The organism is Arthrobacter sp. UNCCL28, assembly GCF_900102805.1.
Classification (GTDB): Bacteria; Actinomycetota; Actinomycetes; order Actinomycetales; family Micrococcaceae; genus Arthrobacter; species Arthrobacter nicotinovorans_A.
On the sequence record NZ_FMWE01000002.1, the window covers coordinates 219,181 to 241,686 of the forward strand.

At 62.7% G+C, this 22,506-nt stretch carries 23 protein-coding genes; 4 read left to right on the forward strand and 19 right to left on the reverse strand.

Going from position 1 to position 22,506, the window contains the following annotated elements; genetic code table 11:
• The first annotated feature begins 12 nt into the window (after positions 1–12).
• Positions 13–1,221 (forward strand): MFS transporter, encoded by a 1,209-nt coding sequence (locus tag BLQ01_RS05650; RefSeq protein ID WP_026547341.1) that lies wholly within the window; start codon positions 13–15, stop codon positions 1,219–1,221.
• Between the two features lie 88 nt (positions 1,222–1,309).
• On the opposite strand, the gene BLQ01_RS05655 is transcribed toward BLQ01_RS05650, so the two are convergent.
• The 5 genes from BLQ01_RS05655 to infC all read right to left on the reverse strand — a co-directional run bounded on the left by BLQ01_RS05655 (position 1,310) and on the right by infC (position 5,496).
• Positions 1,310–2,239, reverse strand: coding sequence for a cation diffusion facilitator family transporter (locus BLQ01_RS05655; protein ID WP_026547340.1), 930 nt, complete (start codon positions 2,237–2,239; stop codon positions 1,310–1,312).
• Positions 2,240–2,339: 100 nt separating this feature from the next.
• The gene (locus BLQ01_RS05660) at positions 2,340–3,251 is read right to left on the reverse strand and encodes a TrmH family RNA methyltransferase (protein WP_026541590.1); all 912 of its coding nucleotides are present in this window, start codon (positions 3,249–3,251) and stop codon (positions 2,340–2,342) included.
• 26 nt (positions 3,252–3,277) lie between these two features.
• Positions 3,278–3,952 carry a 50S ribosomal protein L20, sunset domain variant gene (gene rplT, locus BLQ01_RS05665; protein ID WP_091550554.1) on the reverse strand — a complete coding sequence of 225 codons (675 nt, stop codon included), beginning with the start codon at positions 3,950–3,952 and terminating at the stop codon, positions 3,278–3,280.
• 119 nt (positions 3,953–4,071) lie between these two features.
• Complete coding sequence (rpmI, locus tag BLQ01_RS05670) at positions 4,072–4,266, reverse strand: 50S ribosomal protein L35 (protein WP_011774324.1); 195 nt, start codon at positions 4,264–4,266, stop codon at positions 4,072–4,074.
• 117 nt (positions 4,267–4,383) lie between these two features.
• Positions 4,384–5,496 carry a translation initiation factor IF-3 gene (gene infC, locus BLQ01_RS05675; RefSeq protein ID WP_091550556.1) on the reverse strand — a complete coding sequence of 371 codons (1,113 nt, stop codon included), beginning with the start codon at positions 5,494–5,496 and terminating at the stop codon, positions 4,384–4,386.
• 394 nt (positions 5,497–5,890) lie between these two features.
• On the opposite strand from infC, the gene BLQ01_RS05680 reads away from it, so the two are divergent.
• Positions 5,891–6,286 (forward strand): DUF1844 domain-containing protein, encoded by a 396-nt coding sequence (locus tag BLQ01_RS05680; protein ID WP_091551129.1) that lies wholly within the window; start codon positions 5,891–5,893, stop codon positions 6,284–6,286.
• Positions 6,287–6,467: 181 nt separating this feature from the next.
• On the opposite strand, the gene BLQ01_RS05685 is transcribed toward BLQ01_RS05680, so the two are convergent.
• The 8 genes from BLQ01_RS05685 to BLQ01_RS05715 all read right to left on the reverse strand — a co-directional run bounded on the left by BLQ01_RS05685 (position 6,468) and on the right by BLQ01_RS05715 (position 12,664).
• On the reverse strand, positions 6,468–7,772 hold the full coding sequence (locus BLQ01_RS05685; protein WP_026541586.1) for an MFS transporter: 1,305 nt from the start codon (positions 7,770–7,772) through the stop codon (positions 6,468–6,470).
• A gap of 49 nt (positions 7,773–7,821) precedes the next feature.
• Positions 7,822–8,736 carry an SseB family protein gene (locus BLQ01_RS05690; protein ID WP_026541585.1) on the reverse strand — a complete coding sequence of 305 codons (915 nt, stop codon included), beginning with the start codon at positions 8,734–8,736 and terminating at the stop codon, positions 7,822–7,824.
• Entirely contained in the window at positions 8,736–9,479 is a 744-nt protein-coding gene (gene priA, locus BLQ01_RS05695) for a bifunctional 1-(5-phosphoribosyl)-5-((5-phosphoribosylamino)methylideneamino)imidazole-4-carboxamide isomerase/phosphoribosylanthranilate isomerase PriA (protein WP_026541584.1), read from the reverse strand. Before priA ends, BLQ01_RS05690 begins: the two co-directional genes overlap by 1 nt.
• A gap of 48 nt (positions 9,480–9,527) precedes the next feature.
• Positions 9,528–9,686 carry a hypothetical protein gene (locus BLQ01_RS22295; RefSeq protein ID WP_167332884.1) on the reverse strand — a complete coding sequence of 53 codons (159 nt, stop codon included), beginning with the start codon at positions 9,684–9,686 and terminating at the stop codon, positions 9,528–9,530.
• Entirely contained in the window at positions 9,687–10,439 is a 753-nt protein-coding gene (gene hisH, locus BLQ01_RS05700; RefSeq protein ID WP_091550557.1) for an imidazole glycerol phosphate synthase subunit HisH, read from the reverse strand.
• Entirely contained in the window at positions 10,436–11,062 is a 627-nt protein-coding gene (gene hisB, locus BLQ01_RS05705; protein ID WP_026541582.1) for an imidazoleglycerol-phosphate dehydratase HisB, read from the reverse strand. Before hisB ends, hisH begins: the two co-directional genes overlap by 4 nt.
• A 46-nt stretch (positions 11,063–11,108) precedes the next feature.
• Positions 11,109–12,227: a histidinol-phosphate transaminase gene (locus BLQ01_RS05710; protein ID WP_091550559.1), complete on the reverse strand. Its 1,119-nt coding sequence runs from the start codon at positions 12,225–12,227 to the stop codon at positions 11,109–11,111.
• Between the two features lie 77 nt (positions 12,228–12,304).
• Complete coding sequence (locus BLQ01_RS05715; protein WP_026541580.1) at positions 12,305–12,664, reverse strand: LysM peptidoglycan-binding domain-containing protein; 360 nt, start codon at positions 12,662–12,664, stop codon at positions 12,305–12,307.
• A 359-nt stretch (positions 12,665–13,023) separates the two neighbouring features.
• Between BLQ01_RS05715 and lexA the strand changes: the two genes are divergently transcribed.
• Positions 13,024–13,767 carry a transcriptional repressor LexA gene (gene lexA, locus BLQ01_RS05720; protein ID WP_026541579.1) on the forward strand — a complete coding sequence of 248 codons (744 nt, stop codon included), beginning with the start codon at positions 13,024–13,026 and terminating at the stop codon, positions 13,765–13,767.
• On the opposite strand, the gene BLQ01_RS05725 is transcribed toward lexA, so the two are convergent.
• Positions 13,764–15,824, reverse strand: a complete 2,061-nt coding sequence (locus tag BLQ01_RS05725) for an ATP-dependent DNA helicase (protein WP_091550560.1) — start codon at positions 15,822–15,824, stop codon at positions 13,764–13,766. The two genes, lexA and BLQ01_RS05725, sit on opposite strands and share 4 nt — an antisense overlap.
• On the reverse strand, positions 15,817–17,379 hold the full coding sequence (gene hflX / locus BLQ01_RS05730; RefSeq protein ID WP_026541577.1) for a GTPase HflX: 1,563 nt from the start codon (positions 17,377–17,379) through the stop codon (positions 15,817–15,819). The genes BLQ01_RS05725 and hflX overlap by 8 nt, the downstream gene beginning before the upstream one ends.
• Before the next feature lie 525 nt (positions 17,380–17,904).
• On the opposite strand from hflX, the gene BLQ01_RS05735 reads away from it, so the two are divergent.
• Entirely contained in the window at positions 17,905–18,519 is a 615-nt protein-coding gene (locus BLQ01_RS05735) for a class I SAM-dependent methyltransferase (protein ID WP_026547335.1), read from the forward strand.
• Here BLQ01_RS05735 and dapF read toward each other — a convergent pair.
• The 4 genes from dapF to BLQ01_RS05755 are packed head-to-tail and all read right to left on the reverse strand — an operon-like array spanning position 18,500 to position 22,416.
• Positions 18,500–19,468 (reverse strand): diaminopimelate epimerase, encoded by a 969-nt coding sequence (gene dapF, locus BLQ01_RS05740; RefSeq protein WP_091550562.1) that lies wholly within the window; start codon positions 19,466–19,468, stop codon positions 18,500–18,502. The two genes, BLQ01_RS05735 and dapF, sit on opposite strands and share 20 nt — an antisense overlap.
• A 37-nt stretch (positions 19,469–19,505) precedes the next feature.
• Positions 19,506–20,432, reverse strand: coding sequence for a tRNA (adenosine(37)-N6)-dimethylallyltransferase MiaA (miaA, locus tag BLQ01_RS05745; protein ID WP_091550564.1), 927 nt, complete (start codon positions 20,430–20,432; stop codon positions 19,506–19,508).
• Between the two features lie 17 nt (positions 20,433–20,449).
• Complete coding sequence (gene miaB / locus BLQ01_RS05750) at positions 20,450–21,976, reverse strand: tRNA (N6-isopentenyl adenosine(37)-C2)-methylthiotransferase MiaB (RefSeq protein WP_091550566.1); 1,527 nt, start codon at positions 21,974–21,976, stop codon at positions 20,450–20,452.
• The gene (locus BLQ01_RS05755; RefSeq protein WP_245232887.1) at positions 21,976–22,416 is read right to left on the reverse strand and encodes a regulatory protein RecX; all 441 of its coding nucleotides are present in this window, start codon (positions 22,414–22,416) and stop codon (positions 21,976–21,978) included. Before BLQ01_RS05755 ends, miaB begins: the two co-directional genes overlap by 1 nt.
• Positions 22,417–22,506 lie beyond the last annotated feature (90 nt).

Consider the following 22,506-nt stretch of genomic DNA (forward strand, 5'->3'; position numbering starts at 1 on the left):
AGAAACAGGGTTATGACTACCACCACGTCCCCGCCGACCGCCGCCAAAGCAACAAGGCGCCACCTTGGCCTGGCCATCCTTGCACTGGCCATGGGAGGTTTTGCCATCGGTACCACTGAGTTCGCCATGATGGGCCTCCTGAAGGAAGTGGAGGAGGGACTCGGCATCAGCACCCCCGAGGCAGGAAACCTGATTTCGGCCTACGCCCTGGGGGTGGTGATCGGCGCGCCGATCTTCGCCGCCTTTGGAGCCAAGCTCCCCAAAAAGCACCTCGCCTTGGGACTCATGCTGTTCCTGTCCTTGGCCAACCTGACATCCTTCGTCGCACCGGACTACGGCTTCATGCTGCTCTCCCGCTTCGCTTCAGGGCTTCCGCACGGAGCCTTCTTCGGCGTAGCAGCCGTCATCGCTGCCGGCCTGGTTGCTCCCACCAAACGCGGGTGGGCGATCTCCATGGTGATGGCCGGCCTCACGGTATCCAATGTCATTGGCGTACCGCTGGCCACCTGGGTGGGACAGACATTCGGGTGGCGGCTGCTCTTCATCATTGTGGGCGCCATCGGGTTGCTGACGGTGGCCATGGTGTGGAAATTCGTACCCTTCGAAGCAGCCCACCCGGATGCCAGCATCCGACGCGAACTCGGCGCCCTCAAGCGCCTCCAAGTATGGCTGGCCCTGCTGATCGGCATCATTGGTTTCGGCGGCTTCTTTGCCGTCTACACCTACATCGCGCACACCATGACCTCGGTGGCCGGAATCCCCGAGAGCCTCATTCCCGCCGTGGTGGCCCTCTATGGCCTCGGCATGGTGGCAGGCAACATCGTGGGCGGACGCATCGCGGACAAATCCGTCATGGGAACCATCTACTGGGTGATGCCGGGGATCGCAGTGGCCCTGGTGGTCTACGCCATCGCGGCGCATTGGGCCTGGGCGGCATTCATCATGGCCTTCGTCGTTGGAGGCGTCGGTTCGATGCTGACACCCGCACTGCAGACCCGCCTGCTGGATGCTGCCCCTGGCGCTGCTTCCCTGGCGTCCTCGCTGAACCACTCTGCCCTCAACATTGCCAACGCCCTCGGAGCCTTCCTGGGCGGCACCGTGATCGCATGGGGATGGGGATATGTGGCCCCGGCACTGGTGGGCGCCGTGCTCGCCATACTGGGCCTCGGCGTGGCCCTGATCAGCGGCATGGTGGAACGCAAAAGGCCTCTTGTCAGCTGAGGCAAACAGCAGCACCGCCCGGAACATGGGCCAATGAAGAGGGGCTCCGCTTTGCGCGGAGCCCCTCTTCATTGCCCTGCGGTCTGCGTCAGCCCAGCCCAGGTGCCTGAACGCGTACGATGTCCGGCTCCAAATAGATGACCCGCGCAATGGGCACTGCTGCGCGGATCCGCTGTTCGGCGTCGTCGATTCCCTTGGCAATCTCCTGCCCCGTCTCAGAGGCTCCCATGGAGATCTTGGCCGCCACCAGCAGTTCCTCCGGGCCCAAGTGCAACGTCTTGAGGTGGATGATGCGGGTTCCGTCCGCTTCCAACGCTTCAGTAATACGTTGGACGTCCTCTTTGGTAGCCGACTCCCCCAGCAACAGGGACTTTGTTTCCACCGCAAGTATCACCGCAATAGCCACCAGCAGGAGTCCGATCATGGCTGTACCCAGGGCATCCCAGACACCATTTCCGGTAACCAGCGTCATGCTCACACCGAACAACGCGAAGAGCAAGCCAAGGAGCGCGCCGAAATCCTCCAGGAGGATGACAGGAAGTTCCGGCTGCTTGGCGTTGCGGACAAACTTCACCCATGACTGCTTGCCGCGGATGTGGTTCGATTCGATAATCGCCGTGCGGAACGAGAACGACTCAGCCAGGATGGCACCGACCAGGACAGCCAGCGGCACCCACCAAAAGTCTCCCTCGATGCCATGGGGGTGCTGGAACTTCTCCCAGGCCTCATACAGGGCGAACAGGCCACCGACGCTGAACAACACGATCGAGACGATGAAAGCGTAGATGTACCGTTCGCGGCCGTAACCGAATGGATGTTCCGGGCTCGCCGCGCGCTTGGCACGCTTACCGCCCACCAGCAGAAGAAGCTGGTTGCCGGAGTCCGCCACCGAGTGGATGGCTTCGGCAAGCATGGACGATGATGCCGTCAAAAAGAACGCAATAAATTTCAGGACAGCAATGGTCAGATTGGCAGCCAGAGCCGCCACAATCGCTTTGGTACCGCCACCTGCAGCCACGAAAGCTTCACCTCTTCGGGTTTGGGAAGGAATGTCATGAGCCAAGAAGAGTCGTCATCGTCTGATCCCGCATGCATTACCGTACCCGGGGAGGCGGTCTTTAGACATTCCCCACTGTGACACCCTGCTGGGAACGTGCACTGGCGTAGAGGCATACTGTCGCCGCCGTTCCCAGGTTCAAACTCTCAGCCGCTCCGTAAACGGGGACAGCCACCCGGTGGTCGGCAAGTGCCAGTTCATCATCCGACAAACCCTGCGCCTCATTGCCGAACAGCCACGCTGTAGGGGCTTCGAGGGCATACTCAGAGGCAACGGAACCGTTTCCAAGCCTTCGGGCAGCATTTTCGTCCTGGAGCTTGTCCAGGTTGACGGTCCCGTAGCCATCAGCGGCCAGGATGCCAATACCCCGCTCACGGCAACGCTCCACGAGGTCCTCCACATCGGCGCCGAGCACCACTGGAAGGTGGAACAGCGAACCGGCTGTGGACCGGACGGCCTTGGGGTTGTAAATATCCACGCTGGAACCTGTCAGCACCACGGCATCGGCGCCTGCGGCATCGGCAGCACGAAGGACAGTACCGGCATTGCCGGGGTCCCGGACCTGGCACATGACCGCGATCAGGCGCGGGCCGGCGTCGAGTACTGATTCAAGGGTGACGTCCACAAAGCTGCACACAGCCACAATCCCCTGCGGATTGACTGTATCTGCCATGGCTGCCAGGACTTCGTCACTGGCCAGCCGGAGAGGAGTACCCAGGGCGAGCTCGGCGAGTTCCGGTAGACGGTCCAGGCACGCTTCGCTGGCAAAGACTTCATGCACGACGGCGGAACCTCCCGCCGCGGCACGCTCGCGGTGCAGGCTCAACGCCTCACGCACCGCTTGCGGACCCTCGGCCAGGAAGCGCCCGCGTTTTAAACGCGCCGGGCGCCCGGCAAGCTTGGCGACGTCCCTCACCCGATCTGCACGGGGGTTGGTCATCGGAAAGTCTTGCGGGCGCCCGGTTTGGTTCATATAAAGAACTTTAGTGGCAGTTGCGACTAGTTCTTGATCTGCTGGCGTGCTTCGCCACCTGCAGGCTCGAAGCCGGCAGCCTTTGCAGCCTCAACGGTGGAGAACCAGTATTCAGCAGCGGTGGTGTTGTACCAGGTGGAACCCGGAACGTGGTACTTCTTGGACTCGGCGTTGCCCTTGATGGCGTAGCCTTCCGGAGCCTCGTCGCCATCAGCGGCAACTGCGCCATCGATGGCCGGCTTTTCGGAAACGACAGCCTTGACGGCCGTTGCCGTCGCAGCAGCCGGAGCAACCTTTGCAACCTTCGGAGCAGCCTCGGCCTTGGCGGCCGGAGCGGACGTGTCAGCCGGAAGTGCAGCCTTTGCAACGTTCACCAGAGCGGCGAAAGCGTTGGCGTCAGAGACGGCCAGCTCGGCCAGCATACGGCGGTCAACCTCAACCTCAGCGGCCTTCAGGCCCTGGATGAGACGGTTGTAGGTGAGGCCGTTGGCGCGGGATGCAGCGTTGATACGCTGGATCCAGAGGCGACGGAAGTCACCCTTCTTCTTACGGCGGTCACCGTAGCTGTACACAAACGAGTGCAGCAGCTGCTCTTTGGCCTTGCGGTACAGGCGCGAACGCTGACCGCGGTAACCCTTGGCGCGTTCGAGGACAACCCGGCGCTTCTTGTGGGCGTTTACCGCCCGCTTCACACGTGCCACGTGCGTACTCCTTCAGAAATCTTTATCCCAAGCTGCTACTGCCGGAAACCCGGCCGGCCTGAGAAGGCTTTTGGTGTAGTCGGCCACTGCCGGATGGCAGTAACCAAAGAACTTGGAACTTAGACGCCGAGCATCTTCTTGATGACCTTGGCATCGCCCTTGAAGACGAGCTTGTCGCCGGCGAGACGACGGGTCAGCCTGGAGGACTTGTGCTCCAGGTAGTGACGGCGGTTGGCCTGCTGGCGCTTCAGCTTGCCGGTACCGGTCAGCTTGAAGCGCTTCTTAGCACCGCTGTGGGTCTTCATCTTCGGCATGGGAACCGATCTCCTTACGTATCCACGGACGAGTCCGCGATTCTTTCGCGCAGCCGGCCCGCGAGGGCCGGCGTGCTGGTTGCTTGCCGGTGGAGGCGGGGCCTCCGCGGCGTTGAACTAGTTGGTCTTGCGTGACGCAGGCTTCGGCGCGGCCTTGGGGGCCGCGGGCCGAGCTGCCGGCTTGGGAGCTGCCGGCTTGGCCATGGGCTTCGGAGCCGCAGGAACTGCAGGCTTCGGAGCGGCCGGGACCACAGGCTTCGGAGTTTCAACCGGGGCAGCCTTCGCTGCCGGAGCCTTCTCAGCCGGAGCCTTTTGGGCCGGAGCCTTTTGGGCCGGAGCAGCCTTTGCAGGTGCTGCCTTGGCCGGTTCAGCCTTGGGAGCCGGAGCTTCCTTGACTACGGGTGCTTCTTCAACAACGGGTGCCGGAGCTTCCTCTGCAACAGGAGCTTCCTCGGCTGGCGTTGCCTCTTCAGCTGCCGGGGCTTCTTCAACAACCGGAGCCTCTTGGACTTCGGCTGCTTCAACCTCAGGAGCCTCGGGAGTTTCCTGCGTGGTCTCCTCTTCGCCAACCAGCAGGCCGGCCGGAAGAAGGTCGCCCAAGCTCTGGGTCAGCGGAGCCTGGTCACCGTCGGTGTCCACGCGTCCGGAAGCCTTGGCCTCGTTCTGGGCCTTGGCTTCTGCACGCTGTGCCGCGCGGCGGGCTTCTGCCTTGGCTTCGGCCTTGTTCTTCAGCGGACCGATCACCATGACCATGTTGCGGCCATCGATGCGCGGGCTGGACTCTACTATGCCAACCTCGGCAACATCTTCGGCAAACTTCTGGAGAAGGCGGATGCCCATCTCGGGACGCTGCTGCTCACGGCCACGGAACTGGATCATGGCCTTGACCTTGTCACCTGCACCGAGGAACCGAAGGGCGTGACCGCGCTTGGTTTCGTAGTCGTGCTTGTCGATCTTGAGGCGGAAGCGAATTTCCTTCAGAACCGTGTTGGTCTGGTTCTTGCGGGCTTCGCGGGCCTTAACTGCAGCCTCGTACTTGTACTTGCCGAAGTCCATCAACTTGCAAACAGGAGGCTTAGCCTGCGGGGCAACTTCAACGAGATCGAGATCGGATTCGGCAGCAAGACGCAGGGCGTCCTCGATGCGGACAATTCCTACCTGTTCGCCGGCAGGGCCGACCAACCGCACCTCGGGGACGCGGATACGCTCATTGATTCTTGGCTCGCTAATGTTAAAGCTCCTGTGGTTGTGGTGAGTTCACCGGCAAATAGAGAAGGCCCCCAATTGCTGGCGCAATCGAAGGCCTCGAAGATCGGCTGCACTGCCCCTACAGGGAGTACGCACTTCGGGTGGCTGTGCCACCCAAGTGTCCGACCAGGTACCCGGCAACCTCTTGTCCCCGAAGGGATCATGTCCCTGAAGGGAAACGGCTGACGCGGGTGGGAGAGAACTCCGCTTGCAAACTGAAAGACAATTCTACAGAAACAACCCGCCAAGTGCACATTGCACGCGGCGGGACCATTACTGCTGATGTTGGCCCTGAACTTCTGGCCATAAACATCTGGCCGTGAACATCCGGGCCATGAATAACGACTTCCAGTCGGTCTGTGACAAGCTTACCAGTATGAGCACTGAAGACAGCAATTCCCGCAACTCCTACAGCGACGCCGCGCCTGCCACCGATTCCGGTGTTTCCCAGCAGATCCGCGACATCGCTGAAGTACCGGCCGTGGAAGTCATCACCACTGGCGCCGTTCACTTGATGAGCGCAGCTGCGGTGAAGGTAGGCCTGGCGGACGACCCCAACGCAGAGGACCTCAAGGACCTCGACGAAGCCCGCAAGCTGATCACAGCCCTGGCCGGCCTCGTGTCGGCGGCTGCCCCGGAGATCGGGTCCCAGCACGCTGGTCCGTTGCGCGACGGCCTTCGCTCACTGCAATTGGCATTCCGCGAAGCCTCGCTCATCCCGGACGCCCCGGGCAAGGGCCCGGGCGAGAAGTTCACCGGACCGGTTAACTAGCCCCCAACTCCCCCAGGAATCAACGACGGCGGGTCGACCACATGTGGTCGACCCGCCGTCGTGCGTTCCCGGCTTGTCCGGCTTTGTCGGCTGTCTGGTTCGCTCGGCGCGCCCGGTTCTTCCGGTTCCTCCGGTTCTTCCGGTTCTTCCGGTTTGTCCGTTTGGACCGCAGTTGATGCGATTAGACGCGGGCGGCCCGGCGGCGCAAGGAGGTCAGGAGCAGACCCGCGACGCAGAGCAGGACACCTGCCGAACCGATGGCCGCAAAGCCGGCGGAAGGGCCAACCGTGTCGATGAAGACGCCGGCCAAAGGAGCGCCAAGGGCGACGCCTGCCGTGAGGGCAGAGCCATACCAGCCCATGGCCTCGCCGCGGCGTTCCTCATCGACGAGGTCGGCCACCTTTTCCGAGGACGCTGACAAGACGGGCGCGCAGAGCAGGCCCGGCAAAAGCGACAGGAAGGCCAACGTCCAGGTGTCCTGGGCAAAGCCCATGGGAATGGTCAGTGCGGCCATTCCCAACAGGAGCAGCATGGGCGAAATGGAACGCTTCATGGAGCCGTAAATCAGCCCGCCGACCACCGATGATGCGCACCAGAAAAAGAACACGATGCCGATCTGGTTCTCATGCCCGCCACGTTCCAACAGGCCAACGATGCTGACATCCGAGCCACTGAGCACCATGCCCGATCCCGCCGCCACCGCGAAAAGCGCAGCCACGGAGGCAGTGAACCAGGTGAAATTCCTGGCAACCCGGCTTTTGAGCGCTGCACTGCGCGACGTTGGAGACGTCATCTCGGAGGCCGCTTCCTGAACGTGCGCCGGCGCGGAAGCCACCATCGCCGCCTCCGCGGCAGCGAGGTCCGCCGCAGCACGGTCCGCGGACTCCTCCGGAGTGCAGGCGGTTTCACTTCGAGTCGGCGGGTTGAACCACATGAGGAACAAGCCAGCCACCGACACCGAGATGCCTACCGCTGTCAGACCGATCGCCGAGAAACCGGCCGTGGCCACAATGGCGCCAACGGCAGGTCCAATCATGAAGACAAGTTCCGTGGCAATGGAATCCAGGGCGAAGGCAGACCGGCGCTGTTCGCCCTCAACCATGACGCCCAACGACTGACGCACGACACTGAAGATCGGCAGGGTAAAGAGCCCGCCGACAAAAACCAATGGCAGAAGCCACTCGTAGGAAACGTGCGGGACGATGGACCAGATCACGGTCTCGGAGACCACGGAAGGAATCAGGGCCTTCCTCAGGCCCACCGTGTCAACCCTTCGGCCCCGCCACGGCGCGCCCACGGCAATGCCAATGGTCATGACAGCGGCGGCCGCGCCCGCGGCGGCGTATCCCTGGTTCAGGGTCAAGACGATGTGCAAGGTCAGCAGAACGCCTGCTGCAGAGTGCGGAATACGCGCGATCATGCCCACCACCAGCAAGCGCCGGACAGGGCGGATGGACAGCATCTCTTTGTAGAGAGCGAAATTCACTGGCTAAAACCTCTTGTTCCCCCGGGGCAGGCCGGGGAACCGGCTGCCGTTAGTGCGGCCCAGGCTCCTGTGCTGCACGCTGCAATTTCACTTCAATGGAGTCAACGCCCTCTGCGAAGGAATCCATCCGCGCCCATGCCTCGTTAAGTTGGGCAACCAGCGCTTGGACAGCCACCGCATCGAGGCCATCTTCGAGATAGAGCACCACGCGCAACTCCGGACCGGAGCCGCCGCCGGACACGGTGCGGCCATCGGCTGTCAACGACGCTACGCCTGCGCCGGGTTGCGTCTGGAGCCGGCGGACCGTCCGGAAAGTTGACACTGTTGAAGCGAGAGCAGACTCCAGTTGATCATCAAGGTATGACGGCGTCCAGTCCCGCTGCTGGGCGAGGGCCCACAGGGCAGGGCGCCGGACCACGAACGTGAAGTCCGAGCCGGGATCCACAACAAGCAACTGCGCGCCTTCAGAGACTGCTGAGAGCGCAGCGCGAGCCGCATAAACCGCCACGGGACGGGCTTCGCCGTGCCAGGCTTCCAGTGCTGCAGCAGAAGTGAATACGGGCATCGCCTTGCGACCGTCAGGCGCCTTGAGTGTGACCAACGCCATATCAGCCTGCTTGTCGGCGTGCAGCCCCTCGACGCCCTCAGCTTCCTCAGCCAACTGCGCAACGACCGGAACGAATACCCGTGCAGTCGCCAGCGAGGCAACAACGTCGGCCTCGGTACCGGCACCTTGGATCAGCGAGGCGATGGCGGTGAGGTAGCCGGCGTCGGCCGTTCCGTCGTCGTCCTCAAAGTTGTGGATCCTGGCATCGTCCCCACTAAGGCTCCTGCCCGCCCACGGCTGCCCGGCCGAGTCGGTTGCTCCCCCGGCACCGGCCAATGCGGCAGCAATGTGGCCTGGCAAGTGCCGGCTTCCGGAACCTGCCTGGTTACCTTGCCGGTGTCCGGCGTCGTGGGGCATCAGCGACGACCGGCAACGTCCAGGGCCTCGGGCAGCGTGAAGGCACCGGCGTACAGAGCCTTGCCCACAATCGCGCCCTCAACGCCCAGCGGCACCAGTTCACGCAGCACCCTGAGGTCCTCAAGGCTGGAAATCCCACCGGAGGCCACAACGGGCTTGCCGGTCTTCTCCACCATTTGACGCAGCAGTTCCACATTGGGCCCCTGCAAGGTTCCGTCCTTGGTGACGTCCGTGACTACATAACGTGCGCAGCCGGCATCCTCGAGGCGGGCCAGGACCTCCCAAAGGTCGCCACCCTCCTTGGTCCAGCCGCGCCCGGCCAGGGTGGTACCGCGGACATCGAGTCCGACGGCGATCTTGTCACCAAAGCGGTCGATGGCCCTGCGGGTCCATTCCGGGTTCTCCAGCGCTGCCGTGCCAAGATTCACGCGTGCGACGCCCAGTTCAAGGGCGCGGTCCAACGACTCGTCATCACGCAATCCTCCGGACAGTTCCACCTTCACGTTCAGCTGCTTCACCACCTCACTGATGAGGCCGGCGTTGTTGCCACGGCCGAAAGCGGCATCGAGGTCAACCATGTGAACCCATTCAGCGCCGGCATTCTGCCAGTTCAGGGCTGCTTCCAGAGGTGTTCCGTAGCTGGTTTCCGAGCCGGCCTCCCCTTGGAGGAGGCGGACCGCCTGGCCGTCAACGATGTCGACGGCGGGCAGGAGTTCCAGCACGGGCTGGGCGGAGGTGGTCATGTGGGTCCTTGGAGTTCGAGGTTCGACGCGGTCTGGTTGATGCCCGGTTCAGTTACCGGGCAGCGTCAAGAGGTAGGCGGCCAGCAGGGACATCCCTGCCAGCGCGTAAAAGGCAATGGAAACCCAGCGCGGTTTCTTCTGCTGGTGGAAGGAAATGCCGCCTCCCACCAGCACGCCGGCGAGGCCCATGAGGACAACAGACCACATCTAGGCGGCACCGCTTCCGCTGGCTTCGGCCGCTGGAGTTGCCGGCTTTTTCAGGCCGTCCACCCAGTTCCTCAGCAGGCGCGCACCGGCATCGCCGGACTTCTCCGGGTGGAACTGCGTTGCGCATAACGGGCCATTTTCGACGGCGGCGATGAAGCGTGCGCCGTGCTCTGACCATGTCACCTTGGGCGGAGCCATGCGCGGTTGGACAACATCGAAATTCCACTCCTGCACACCGTACGAGTGCACGAAATAGAAACGCTCGTCCTCGACGCCGGCAAAAAGCCTGGAACCTTCCGGGACATCCACGGTGTTCCAGCCCATGTGCGGGACAACGGGTGCCGGGAGGAGTTCCACCTTGCCCGGCCACTCGGCCATGCCTTCGGATTCGGTGCCGTGTTCCACCCCGGCTTCGAAAAGGACCTGCAAACCAACGCAAATGGCAAGTACCGGGCGGCCACCGGCAACCCGGCGACCGATCATGCGGATGCCGTCTACTGCTTTGAGTTCCTTCATGACGGTTTCGAAGGCGCCGACACCGGGGACCACCAGGCCGTCGGCATTGAGTACGTCTTCGGGTTTGGAACTGAGCACGACATGAGCCCCTGCACGTTCCAAGGCCCTGACAGCCGAACGAACGTTGCCGGAACCGTAGTCGAGCACCGTGACAGTGGGCTTGCCTTCCGGCGACGTGGGCTTGACCGAAGCGATGGTGTCGGCCACTGCCCCGTCTTTGAGTACCTGACCGCTCACAACGCCCCCTTGGTGGAGGGAATGCCCTCGACCCTGGGATCGGATTCCACCGCGGCACGGAGCGCCCGGGCAAAGGCTTTGAACTGGGCTTCCACGATATGGTGGGGATCGCGGCCGGCGAGAACGTTCATGTGCAGGCAAATCCCTGCGTGCAGCGTAATGGCCTCAAAAACGTGGCGGGTCAACGAACCGGTGAAGTGACCACCAATCAAGTGGTACTCCTGGCCGGCAGGTTCTCCGCCGTGAACCAGGTACGGCCGGCCCGAGACGTCCACCACGGCGTGCGCCAGGGCTTCATCCAAAGGAACGGTGGCTTCGCCGAAGCGGCGGATCCCGGCCTTGTTGCCCAAGGCTGTGCGCAGCACCTCACCGAACGTGATGGCCACATCTTCCACCGTGTGGTGGGCATCGATGTGGGTATCGCCGGTGGCTTTGACGGTCATGTCAATCAGCGAGTGCTTGCACAGTGCCGTGAGCATGTGGTCATAAAACGGCACGGAGGTGCTGATGTCCGAGACACCGGTCCCATCCAGGTTGATCTCCACCAAGACTGAGGATTCGCTGGTGGTGCGCTCCATGCGCGCGGTGCGGGCAGCGGACGGCGTGGCGCCGGTTTCGCTCATTGGGATGTCCTTATACACGAAGAGTGGATGGGTTCAACATACAAGTTTAGGCGGGCTGTGACGCCTGCCCGTCCAACAGCGCTTCCAGCGCCTGGAGGAACGCCGTGGTTTCCGGCTCTGTTCCGGCCGTAACCCGCAAGTGGCCGGGAATGCCGACGTCGCGGATCAGGACCCCCGCATCAAGCAGGCCCTGCCAGATCGCATGCGGGTTCTCGAGCCCACCGAAGAAAACGTAGTTGGAGTCCGAGGCCGCAGGCTTCAAGCCCATGCGCAGGAGTTCGGTCACAATCCGGTCGCGTTGGATCTTAATGTCCTCGACGTCGGCCATGAGGGCTTCGCGGTGATTGAGCGCGGCGAGGGCGGTCGCCTGCGTGACAGCCGAGAGGTGGTACGGGAGGCGGACCAACCTGATGGCATCCGTGACCTCCGGCGCCGCGGCCATGTAACCCAGCCGGGCACCCGCAAGGGCAAACGCCTTGCTCATGGTGCGGGAAACGATCAAACGCTCGCGTCCAGGCAGCAGGGTCAGTGCGCTCGGCGTATTGTCGTGCGCGAACTCGTGGTACGCCTCATCAACAATCACTATGGCCCGGCTGGCTTCGCCGGCGTCGTAAACAGCCTCAACGACATCAAGGCCCAGCCCTGTGCCGGTTGGATTGTTGGGAGAGCAGAGGAACACAATGTTGGCTCCTGTTTCACGGACCTGGGCGGCAGCCGAAGCTGCATCGAGCCCATAGTCCTCGGCCCGGACCCCCTGGACGTACTCTGTATCCGTGCCGCTGGCCAGCAACGGGTACATGGAGTATGTGGGCGGGAATCCCAGCGCCTTCCGGCCAGGTCCGCCAAATGCCTGGAGGATCTGCTGCAACACCTCATTGGAACCGTTGGCTGCCCAGATGTTGCCGGGAGTGAGACCGTGGCCAAGGTATTCGGCCAACGATTCCCGGAGTTCAGTGAACTCCCTGTCCGGGTAGCGGTTGAGCCCGGTGGCGGCAGCAGCTACAGCTTCCGTGATGGCCGCCTGAACATCCGCAGGGACTCCATGGGTGTTTTCGTTGACGTTGAGCAAAATGGGAACATCAAGCTGCGGCGCGCCATAGGGGCTCAGTCCACGCAGGTTGGTCCGGAGGGGTAGTCGGTCAAGTCGCTCAAGCTGGTCACTCACCACCCCAGTTTAAGGGGCTGGGTGGACTGGCCACTAACTGTGACGCCGAACCCCGGCGGGTGCCGGGACGGAATTCGCTAGCTGGCGGGTACAAACAGCTGCTGGCCAGGCTGGATGCGGCCACCGCGGAGGTCGTTCAACTGGATGATCTCGGCGATGACATCGCGCGGATCCCGCTCAGGAGCGGCAGCCCCGGCGATGCCCCACAGTGACTGACCCGGCTGGACCGTTACCGTTACCGCAACAGGTGGCCGAAGCTGCGCCTGCGAATCAGATGCCTTTGCAGGAGAGGTGATGAAACCAGCAAGGCTCAGCAGCGCAGCCACCAGCAGCATCGCAGGGATGCCGAAGAAGACGATCCGTCCCCGTCGGGTCAGACGCAGGCGCGTCGGCGCCTGGGTGGTACGGAAATCAGCGAACGTAGTGATTGCGGACATGAGCTGAGCCCTTCTGAGCTATTGCCGTGCGCCGGATCCCGGTACATGGCTGCCAATTCTTTGGTGTTCCCCTGCGTGTCACGGCTTGTCCGAACACTTCGTTCGAACACATCGTTCGAACATCGGGCCTCAACAGCAGGTTTATAGAACACATATTCGAACCTTGCTATGACATTTTTAGCACTTATCAACGAACGGTGTCGAGACTCGCTAGAACAAATGTTTGATAAACGCCTGTGGCTGCCCTACGTTTGAGTGAAGAAACAGCACTGTTTCAGTGGAACAGGAGGGTCTGACATTTTTGGCAGACCCTTTCGTCCCCGGGCACACTCCGGGCGGAATGAAAGGCATTGGCGAACATGGCAGCGAAAGCCACCGGCGGCGGGGCACCCCTGCGGAGCCAGCAGCCTCAAAAGAGTCCCAAAAGCCTGACCGTCCGGCAGAAGAAGATCCTGGAAACCATCCAGCGATCAGTCAACGACAACGGGTATCCGCCCAGCATGCGCGAGATCGGTGACACTGTAGGGCTCGCGAGCCTGTCGAGCGTGACTCACCAGCTCTCCCAGCTGGAAAAACTTGGTTATCTCCGCCGCGATCCCAAACGTCCCAGGGCCATGGAAGTCCTGATGCCCCTTACCCTCGATGGCGGACCCATCCCGGGAGTGGAAGCGCCGGCAACTCTGCGCAGCACGGGTGGCTTTGCCGTGACGGAGCTTGCCAGCGCCAGCGATACTGCCATGGTGCCCTTGGTTGGCCGCATTGCTGCCGGCGGCCCCATTTTGGCTGACCAGACTGTGGAGGACGTGCTTCCCCTGCCCCGGCAGCTCGTCGGGCATGGCGAGCTGTTCATGCTGAAGGTGGCCGGCGATTCGATGATCGACGCTGCTATCTGCGACGGCGACTGGGTTGTGGTCCGCCGGCAGAACGACGCCATTAATGGAGACATCGTCGCCGCCCTGCTGGACGACGAAGCAACCGTCAAAACCTTCCGCCAGCGCGATGGCCATACGTGGCTTCTTCCCCAAAACACCCAGTACGAACCCATTTTGGGCGACCAAGCCACCATCATGGGCAAGGTCGTATCGGTCCTGCGCTCCCTCTAGGAGGCCTTGGCGGAGCCCAAACGCTCCAGCACGCCCCGAACCACTGCGCGGTCCGTCGTAGCCCAGAAGGGCGGCAGTGCAGCCCGGAGGAAGCCTCCGTAGCGCTCCGTCGAGAGCCTGGAGTCCAGGACAGCCACAACCCCTTTGTCGCCGGTGGACCGGATAAGCCGGCCTGCTCCTTGAGCCAGGCGGATAGCGGCATGAGTAGCTGACACGGCCATGAAACCGTTGCCGCCGGACTGCGCCACAGCGCGTGAGCGGGCAGTCATCAGGGGGTCATCGGGCCGCGGGAAGGGAATGCGGTCAATGACCACCAGGCGGCATGAACCACCCGGGACATCCACGCCCTGCCACAAGGACATCGTGCCGAAGAGGCAGGTATCGGGTTCATCGGCAAACTGCTTGACCAAGGCTGCCATGGTGGATTCGCCCTGGCAGAGGATATTGACATCAAGTCGGAGCCGCATGGCATCGGCAGCTTCCTCGGCGGCACGTCGCGAGGAGAAAAGGCACAACGCTCCCCCGCCGGAGGCACGGATGAGGTCTTCCAACTCATCCAGGGCATCAGGTGAGGTTCCGCGGCCTGGCTTGGGCAGGTGCTTGGCCACGTACAACACCCCTTGTTTGGGGTAGTCGAAGGGTGATCCGACGTCGATCCCCGTCCAGCTCGGTGCACCATCGCCGATCAACCCCAGGCCTCCGGCTGCCGGCTCAAAAGCCGAACCGATGGCCAGGGTCGCGGAGGTGAGCACCACCGTGTGGCCCGCAAACAAGCCTTCCCTCAACCTGCCTGCAACGCTCAACGGAGCGATGTTGATAAGCGCAGGGGCGGTCTCGTCGGGTTGGGAGTACCCCTGGCTGGGGTCAAAGGTGCTGTTCCGCGAGAACCATACGACTTCCCGGTTCTCCTTGGCGGCCAGCATGCGCTCACACAGCTCCAGGATGAGCATGAGCCTTGAGCGGGCCAGTTGCCGGCCGCCGTCGACCGCGTTTGAAGAGTCGGTCTTCGAATCCGACAATGCCGCGCGCGTGGCCTCCCGCAACTGATCCAGGCAATCGAGCTGTTCGTCGTTGAGTCCGCTGGGCAGAAGTCCATTGGGAACGCCCGCTATGGCCATGTCCAGGCGATCGGCCGCGGCATTGAGCGCGTCCACCGTGATGGCGGTGTGCTTGCGGGCACTTGACGCCGCTGCGTGGACCATCGCCACGGACAGCTGGCCGGAGACCGCGCCGGTGACGCGGTCCTGCAGTTCGTGCGCCTCGTCAACCACCACGACGTCATACTCAGGCAGCACAGCGAGCCCCTCAAAGGCGCTGACGGCCAGCATGGCGTGGTTGGTAACCACGACGTCGGCCTCACCGGCCCGTGAGCGCGCCAGCTCGCTGAAGCACTCTTCGGCCAGCGGACACTTCTGCGCGCCGAGGCACTCCATGGAGGTGACAGAGACCTGTCTCCAGGCACGGTCCGTGACGCCCGGCATAAGCTCGTCACGATCGCCTGTAGCGGTCTTCTCCGCCCATTCCCGGAGCCGGACCACTTCCTTGCCCAACTGGGATTGCGGCCCACCCATGGATGCAGCAAAGTGCGGGACGCTGGTGTCCTCGCCCAAAGAGAAGAGCTGCCCTTCGGAAGGCTCCTCACTGGGAAACCCGCCTTCAAGTTTTTGCCGGCAGACGTAGTTGGCCCTGCCCTTGACCAATGCCACCTTGACGGGCCGCTCAAGGGCGGGGGTAATGTTCTCCAGCAGCCGCGGCAGGTCACGGCCCACAATCTGGGTTTGGAGTGCCAAGGTGGCGGTGGACACCAGAGTCGGTTTGGCGCTGTCCATTGAATGCGCGATCAACGGGATCAGGTACGCCAACGACTTACCTGTGCCCGTTCCCGCCTGGACCAGCAGGTGTTCCCCGGTTTCAATGGCCCTGGCAACGTGTTTGGCCATCTCGTGCTGGCCGGCACGGCTCTGACCACCCATGCCGGCAACAGCCCGGTCCAACAACTCGAGGGTGGTTTTCTCCCCCAATGACTCAGCGGCGTCCGCCGCCACCTTCTCAACCATTAGTAACGAACGGCTCCAGTTCGGCTGCCAGGCCTTCGCGGACCATGACAACTACGCGGGTCCCGTTTTCCTCGTGCTCCAAGGTCAGGATCTCCGAGTCGGAGCTGTGCAGTTTACTGATCATTTCGCCGCGATCGTAGGGAATGAGCAGTTCCAGCCGAACTCCAGGCCGGGGAATGGATTGACTGATGTCTTCCAACAACTCAGCGATGCCCTGGCCTGTACGCGTGGAAACCACCGCGTGCCGGGGTTCCTTCTGCTTGAGCCGCTCCACGACGAAGGGATCCGCAACGTCAACCTTGTTCAGCACAATGATCTCGGGCACCTTGCGGGCGTCGACCTCCGTGAAGACGGAGCGGACGGCAGCGATCTGGCCTTCCGGATCAGGATGCGAGGCATCCACCACATGCAGGATCAAATCTGCGTCGGCCACTTCTTCCAGGGTGGAACGGAAAGCCTCGATCAGCTGCGTGGGCAGTGAACGGACAAACCCCACGGTGTCAGCAAGCGTGTAGCCGATGCCATCCGGAGTCTGGGCCTTACGAACAGTGGGATCCAAGGTGGCGAACAGGGCGTTCTCCACCAGGACACCGGCATCAGTGAGGCGGTTCAGGAGCGAGGACTTTCCAGCGTTCGTGTAACCGGCGATCGCGACAGAAGGAACGGCATTACGACGGCGGTTGGCCCGCTTGGTCTCACGCGCCGGCTTCATGGCAGCGATTTCACGGCGAAGCTTGGCCATGCGCGTCCGGATCCTGCGGCGATCCAGTTCGATCTTGGTTTCGCCCGGACCACGTGAACCCATTCCGGCGCCGGCTCCGCCCACCTGGCCACCGGCCTGGCGGGACATCGAGTCGCCCCAACCACGCAGGCGCGGCAGGAGGTACTCGAGCTGCGCAAGCTCAACTTGGGCCTTGCCCTCACGGCTCTTGGCATGCTGGGCGAAGATGTCCAGGATCAGAGTGGTCCGGTCGACAACCTTGACTTTGACAATGTCCTCAAGCCCACGGCGCTGGGAAGGCGCCAGTTCGGTGTCAACCACGACGGTATCGGCGCCTGTGGCGGCAACGATGTCCTTCAGTTCCTGGGCCTTGCCTGACCCCAGGAAGGTGCCCGGGTCCGGCTTCATGCGCCGCTGCACCAAACCATCGAGGACTTCCGAACCGGCCGTCTCAGCCAGGGCAGCCAACTCCCGCAGGGAGTTCTCGGCATCTGCAAGAGTGCCCTCGGTCCACAAGCCGGCAAGGACAACGCGTTCCAGGCGCAACTGCCGGTATTCGACCTCGGTGACATCTTCGAGTTCCGTTGAAAGTCCCGCAGTACGGCGCAGGGCCCGGCGCTCTGCCAGGTCTTCCTGGTCACCGTCGTAGATGCTGTGTTCCTGGTCAAGGGTGGAGATGGCTTGCGCCTTGCCGAAAACCCCGCTGGCATCGTTGTCATCGGATGCCTGCGCAGGTACATCCTTGGAAAGAATCCGGTCGATCACGGCCTGGATTTGTTCAGGACTCATGTCCTGGGCGTCGGAATCGGATCCGGAGTGCTTCTGGGTGGTCATGGTCTCCTTAGACTGTTCGGCAATTCCAGAATAGTGCTGTTTGTTGTTTGATGGGGCGCTATTCGCGCTGGGCTGACGGGCTTGGGCCAAAGAGGGCCTCCTGTGCTGGCCTGCTGCCTGTGAAAGGGCAGCAGCTGCTGTGATCTGGCATGGTGGGATCCGCTCGGAGGTTCCTGGCCATCTCAAGATTGCACTGGTCAGCTGACCTGTCGAACTACCAAGAGCCGGCGGTTCAGTGGCCTGACGGAAGGGTGTGATCTTCGATGCGTCCATGGCCCCGATGGGCCAACAGACTGTGCCGTAGGAGCTGCCTGGCGGGAAGACCGTGGCTTGGCTCAATGCCAAGGACCGGCCTGCATCGCGGGCTGTGCCGTACAACGCCTGAAAATTCAGACGGGTTTCGGCCTACTGATCGAAATTACTCGAAGATCAAGAACATGCATTCAACATTATCATCCGATGTCAAATCATCCGTTGGGAGCCGCAGTTTCCCATGGCGCCGCCGGCCAACTAATCTGGCAAATTATGGAGTCTGCACACTATTTCACCGCCCAGCCAGCCGGACCGTTCACCAGGAAGCCTTTGACTGTTGAACTCGCTGGGGCCACGCGCCACCTGCAGACCTCCTCGGGCATCTTCAGCCCGGACGGAGTGGACAAGGGCACAGCGATCCTCTTCTCGGAAGTTCCGCCGCCGTCGCCGCAGGGAAACCTGTTGGACATAGGTTGCGGCTGGGGTCCCATCGCACTGACACTGGGGCTGATGGCACCGCATGCCAAAGTACATGCCGTGGACGTCAACGAACGCTGCGTCACCTTGACCAACGAGAACGCGGCAGCCCTTGGCTTGGCCAACGTAAAGGCCAGCCTGCCGCACGAGGTGGACCCCGCCGTCGAGTTCGACACCATCTGGTCCAACCCGCCCATCCGCATCGGCAAAGACGAACTCCACACCCTGCTGCTGACATGGTTGCCCCGGCTGGCCCCGGGAGGAAATGCCTGGCTGGTGGTCCAAAAGAACCTTGGCTCGGACTCCCTCCAACGATGGCTGGCCGGCGAACTGGATGCGGGCTACACAGTGACCCGCGAGAGCACGTCCAAGTCGTTCCGGATCATACGTGTCAGGAAAGCGTCCCAGTAGCCACAATGACTGCCGGACCGCTGAGCTCCACGTGCTCGCGCCCGCCGGCGCCGGGGAAGAACTTGACGTCCACGACGCCGCCGGGCACCATCACGTGCCAATCGTTTGGCGCGGTGTTACCGGCCCAGTGACGGATCGCGACGGCCGCGGCACAAGCGCCGGTACCGCAGGATTGCGTCTCCCCTACGCCGCGTTCATGGACGCGCATGGTGATGGTACCGACCCCATCCTCAACCAAGGGATCGGCCGGAACCACGAATTCAACGTTGGTACCGTTGGCAGGCTTGGGATCCACCACCGGGGCCTTGAACAATTGCGTTGCCGACAATTCTTTGAGTTCTGCCAAGGCAACCACGGTATGGGGATTGCCCATGCTGACCGAGAGGCCGGGACGTGCCACTTCCAGGCCGTCCGCGCTGACCAAGGCGTCCATGGCCTTGCTGGTGGCCTCCTGGGGGAAGATAAACTCCCATGGACCCATGTCTACGGCGTATCCGTTGGCCGTACGGACCACTTTCTTAATTCCTCCCCTGGTGCCGATGGTCACGGTTTCACCCGGACCAAGGTCAACCAGTTTCTCGGCAATGAGGAAGTGGACGAACACGCGCACGCCATTTCCGCACATCTCCGAGAGGGAACCGTCGCCGTTGCGGTAGTCCATGAACCACTCGGCGTCCGGATCCTGTTCCAGGAGGTTCCTGCCCTCGGGGAGGAACCGTGACGGCACGGCACGGATGAGGCCGTCACCACCGATGCCAATATGCCGGTCGCACAACTGCGCAACCTGTTCCGGAGTGATCTCGTGGGCGTCGCCGGGGTCGGCAATAAGGACGAAGTCGTTGCCGGTTCCGTGCCCCTTGGAAAACGGCAGCCCCGCAAGGCTGGAGGCGGTCACTGAGCCAAAGGCAGTTGCAGGCTGCGAGGCGGGAACTGCGGAGGTTTCGTCCATGGCACTAGGCTACCTGCCGCGCAGGTAGGGCCTGAAATTACGCGGGCTGCTCCCCGGCCGCAGCCACCGCCTTGCTGAGAAGTTCAGGGTCGTGCCAGTCGAACCAGGTGATGCGGGGGTCAGCCCTGAACCAGGTGAGCTGGCGCCGGGCAAACTGCCTCGTGGCAACAATGGTCTCCTCCGCAGCTGTGGCAACGTCGGCCCGGTTGTCCAAAACATTCAGGAACTGTGAGTACCCCAGTGCGCGGGAGGCTGTCTTGCCTTTCCTGAGGCCGGCAGCATCGAGCCGTTCAACCTCCTCCAGAAGACCAACCTCCACCATCCGGTGGACCCGCAACGCCAACCGCTCCCTCAGCACCTCCCTGTCCACGGACAACCCGATCTGCAGGGCCGGCTGGAAGTACTGACGCTGGGGCATGAATGAACTGAAAGGCCGTCCGGTGAGCTGGTGTACTTCAAGGGCACGGATCACACGGCGCGCATCCCCGAGACGGGCAGCCGAGACGGGATCTACGTGCTCGAGCCGGGCACGCAGCGGTGCGAGGCCGTCCGCGTCAAATTCTTCTTCCAGGGCCTTACGGACAGCGGAGTCTGTACCTGGGAACTCCAGGACGTCCAGCGCGGCCCGGACATAAAGACCCGATCCTCCCACCAGGATGGGGCGCTTTCCCCGCGAGCGGATTTCAGCGATGGCCCTCCGGCAATCCGCTTGGAAGTCCGCGACGCTTGCCTCCTGGGTTACGTCCATGATGTCCAGCAGGTGGTGGGGCACTCCCCTGCGCTCGTCCACGCTGATTTTGGCTGTCCCTATGTCCATGCCTCGGTAGAACTGTAAGGCGTCTGCGTTGATGACCTCGCCGTCCAAGGCGAGGGCAAGACCGACGCCCAGGTCCGACTTACCGGAACCAGTAGGGCCGACCACTGCTATGACGGGCAGGGAAGCATCCTCTGAGGAAACAGGCACGTGATCCGGATCCTGCGTCAGGCGCGACGGGCAGGCAACGACGGCATTCCCAATGACACGCCGGCCTTACCGGCTGCGCCGGGGGCCGGGACGCCGCAGGAGTCAGCTTGGGAACGATCCCAAGCATCACCGGCACGGGAGCGGCGCAACACGTAGTCCCCTGCCGTGGCGGGATCAGCCACGAGGTGGAAGGAAGCGGCCTCCGTAATGGTGACAGTGACGAAGTCGCCGGGACGCGGAGATTCTGCGCCGGCCGGCACGGAGAAGTGCACCAGGCGCTGGTCCTTGGAACGGCCGGACAAGCGGTGGGTTTCCCCGGCCTTGCGCCCGGACTGTGCCGTCACCAGGACCTCGACCGTCTGGCCCAACTGCTTGGCATTCTCCTCCGCGGCAATGCGGTCCTGAAGGGCCGTCAGCCTTTCGAAGCGTTCCTGGACCACGGCTTTGGGAAGCTGATCCGGCAAGTCCGCGGCCGGGGTCCCGGGCCGCTTGGAGTATTGGAAGGTGAAAGCGGAGGCGAAGCGGGATTTCTCCACAACGTCCAGGGTGGCCTGGAAGTCGTCCTCTGTTTCACCCGGGAATCCAACAATGATGTCCGTGGTGATGGCCGCATTGGGGATCAGCTCACGGACTTTGTCAAGAATGCCCAGGAACCTGCTGGAGCGGTAGGACCGGCGCATGTCCTTGAGTACTTTGTCAGAGCCGGACTGCAGCGGCATGTGCAGCTGGGGCATCACATTGGGCGTCTCGGCCATGGCTTCGATGACGTCATCGGTGAAGGCTGCCGGGTGGGGGCTGGTGAAGCGGACACGCTCCAGACCTTCGATTTCGCCGCACGCCCGCAGGAGCTTTGAAAAAGCCTGGCGGTCCCCGAACTCCACGCCGTACGAGTTCACGTTTTGGCCCAGGAGGGTCACTTCCACCGCGCCGTCGTCCACAAGGGCCTGGATCTCTGCGAGGATCTCACCCGGCCGGCGGTCCTTTTCCTTGCCGCGGAGCGAAGGCACAATGCAGAAGGTGCAGGTGTTGTTGCATCCCACAGAGATGGAAACCCAGCCTGAATACACCGAATCCCGCTTGGTGGGAAGGGTGGACGGGAAGACATCCAGGGACTCGAGGATCTCAAGTTGCGCTTCATTATTGTGCCTGGCACGGTCCAACAGTGCGGGCAGGGCCCCGACGTTGTGGGTACCGAACACGGCGTCGACCCACGGCGCCTTCTTCACGATGGTTTCGCGGTCCTTCTGTGCCAGGCAACCACCAACTGCAATCTGCATGCCGGGGTTTTCCGCCTTGACCTGCCGGAGCTGGCCGAGGTTTCCGTAGAGCTTGTTGTCCGCATTTTCCCGCACGGCACAGGTGTTGAAGACCACCACGTCGGCCAGTTCGCCCTCGGCGGGGACATAGCCTGCGTCCTCCAGGAGTCCCGCCATGCGTTCTGAATCATGAACGTTCATCTGGCAGCCGAACGTCCGGACCTGGTAGGTCCTGGGCTCAGCCGAAGGAATGGTGGCAGCTGTTGGGGAAGGAATGGTCAAACTCACTACTCAAGGGTACCGGCTTCTGCCAGCACCTCACCGACGATCCTGAATGCCATGGAGGGCGCGTAGCCCTTCCGTGCCAGCATCGACGCCAGACGGCGCGTGTACTTGTCCCGCTCCGCCCTATCGTTCAGGTCCACACCGGGCCGAAGTTTGCGTTGAACCAGTTCCCGCGCAGCCAGTTCCTCGTCCTGGTCACTGAGCTGGGACAAGGCTTCTTCAGCCGCATCCAGTTCGATTCCCTTGTCCGCCAGTTCCCGTCGAATGGCGCCCTTGGCGAGCTTCTTGCTCTGGGAACGACTGCGAACCCACATCCGGGCGAACTCAGCATCGTCAATGAGTTGGACTTCTTCGAACCGGTCCAGAACCGCCTCTGCCACATCCTCGGGCACATTGCGTTCCGCGAGCTTGCGCGAAAGCTGAAGCCGGCTCCGCGGCGCCATCGTCAACTGTCTCAAGACGATGGCGCGCGCCACGGATTCGGGATCAGGCTCGGGATCGGCGGATACGGACGATTCCGGATCCGGCCCTCT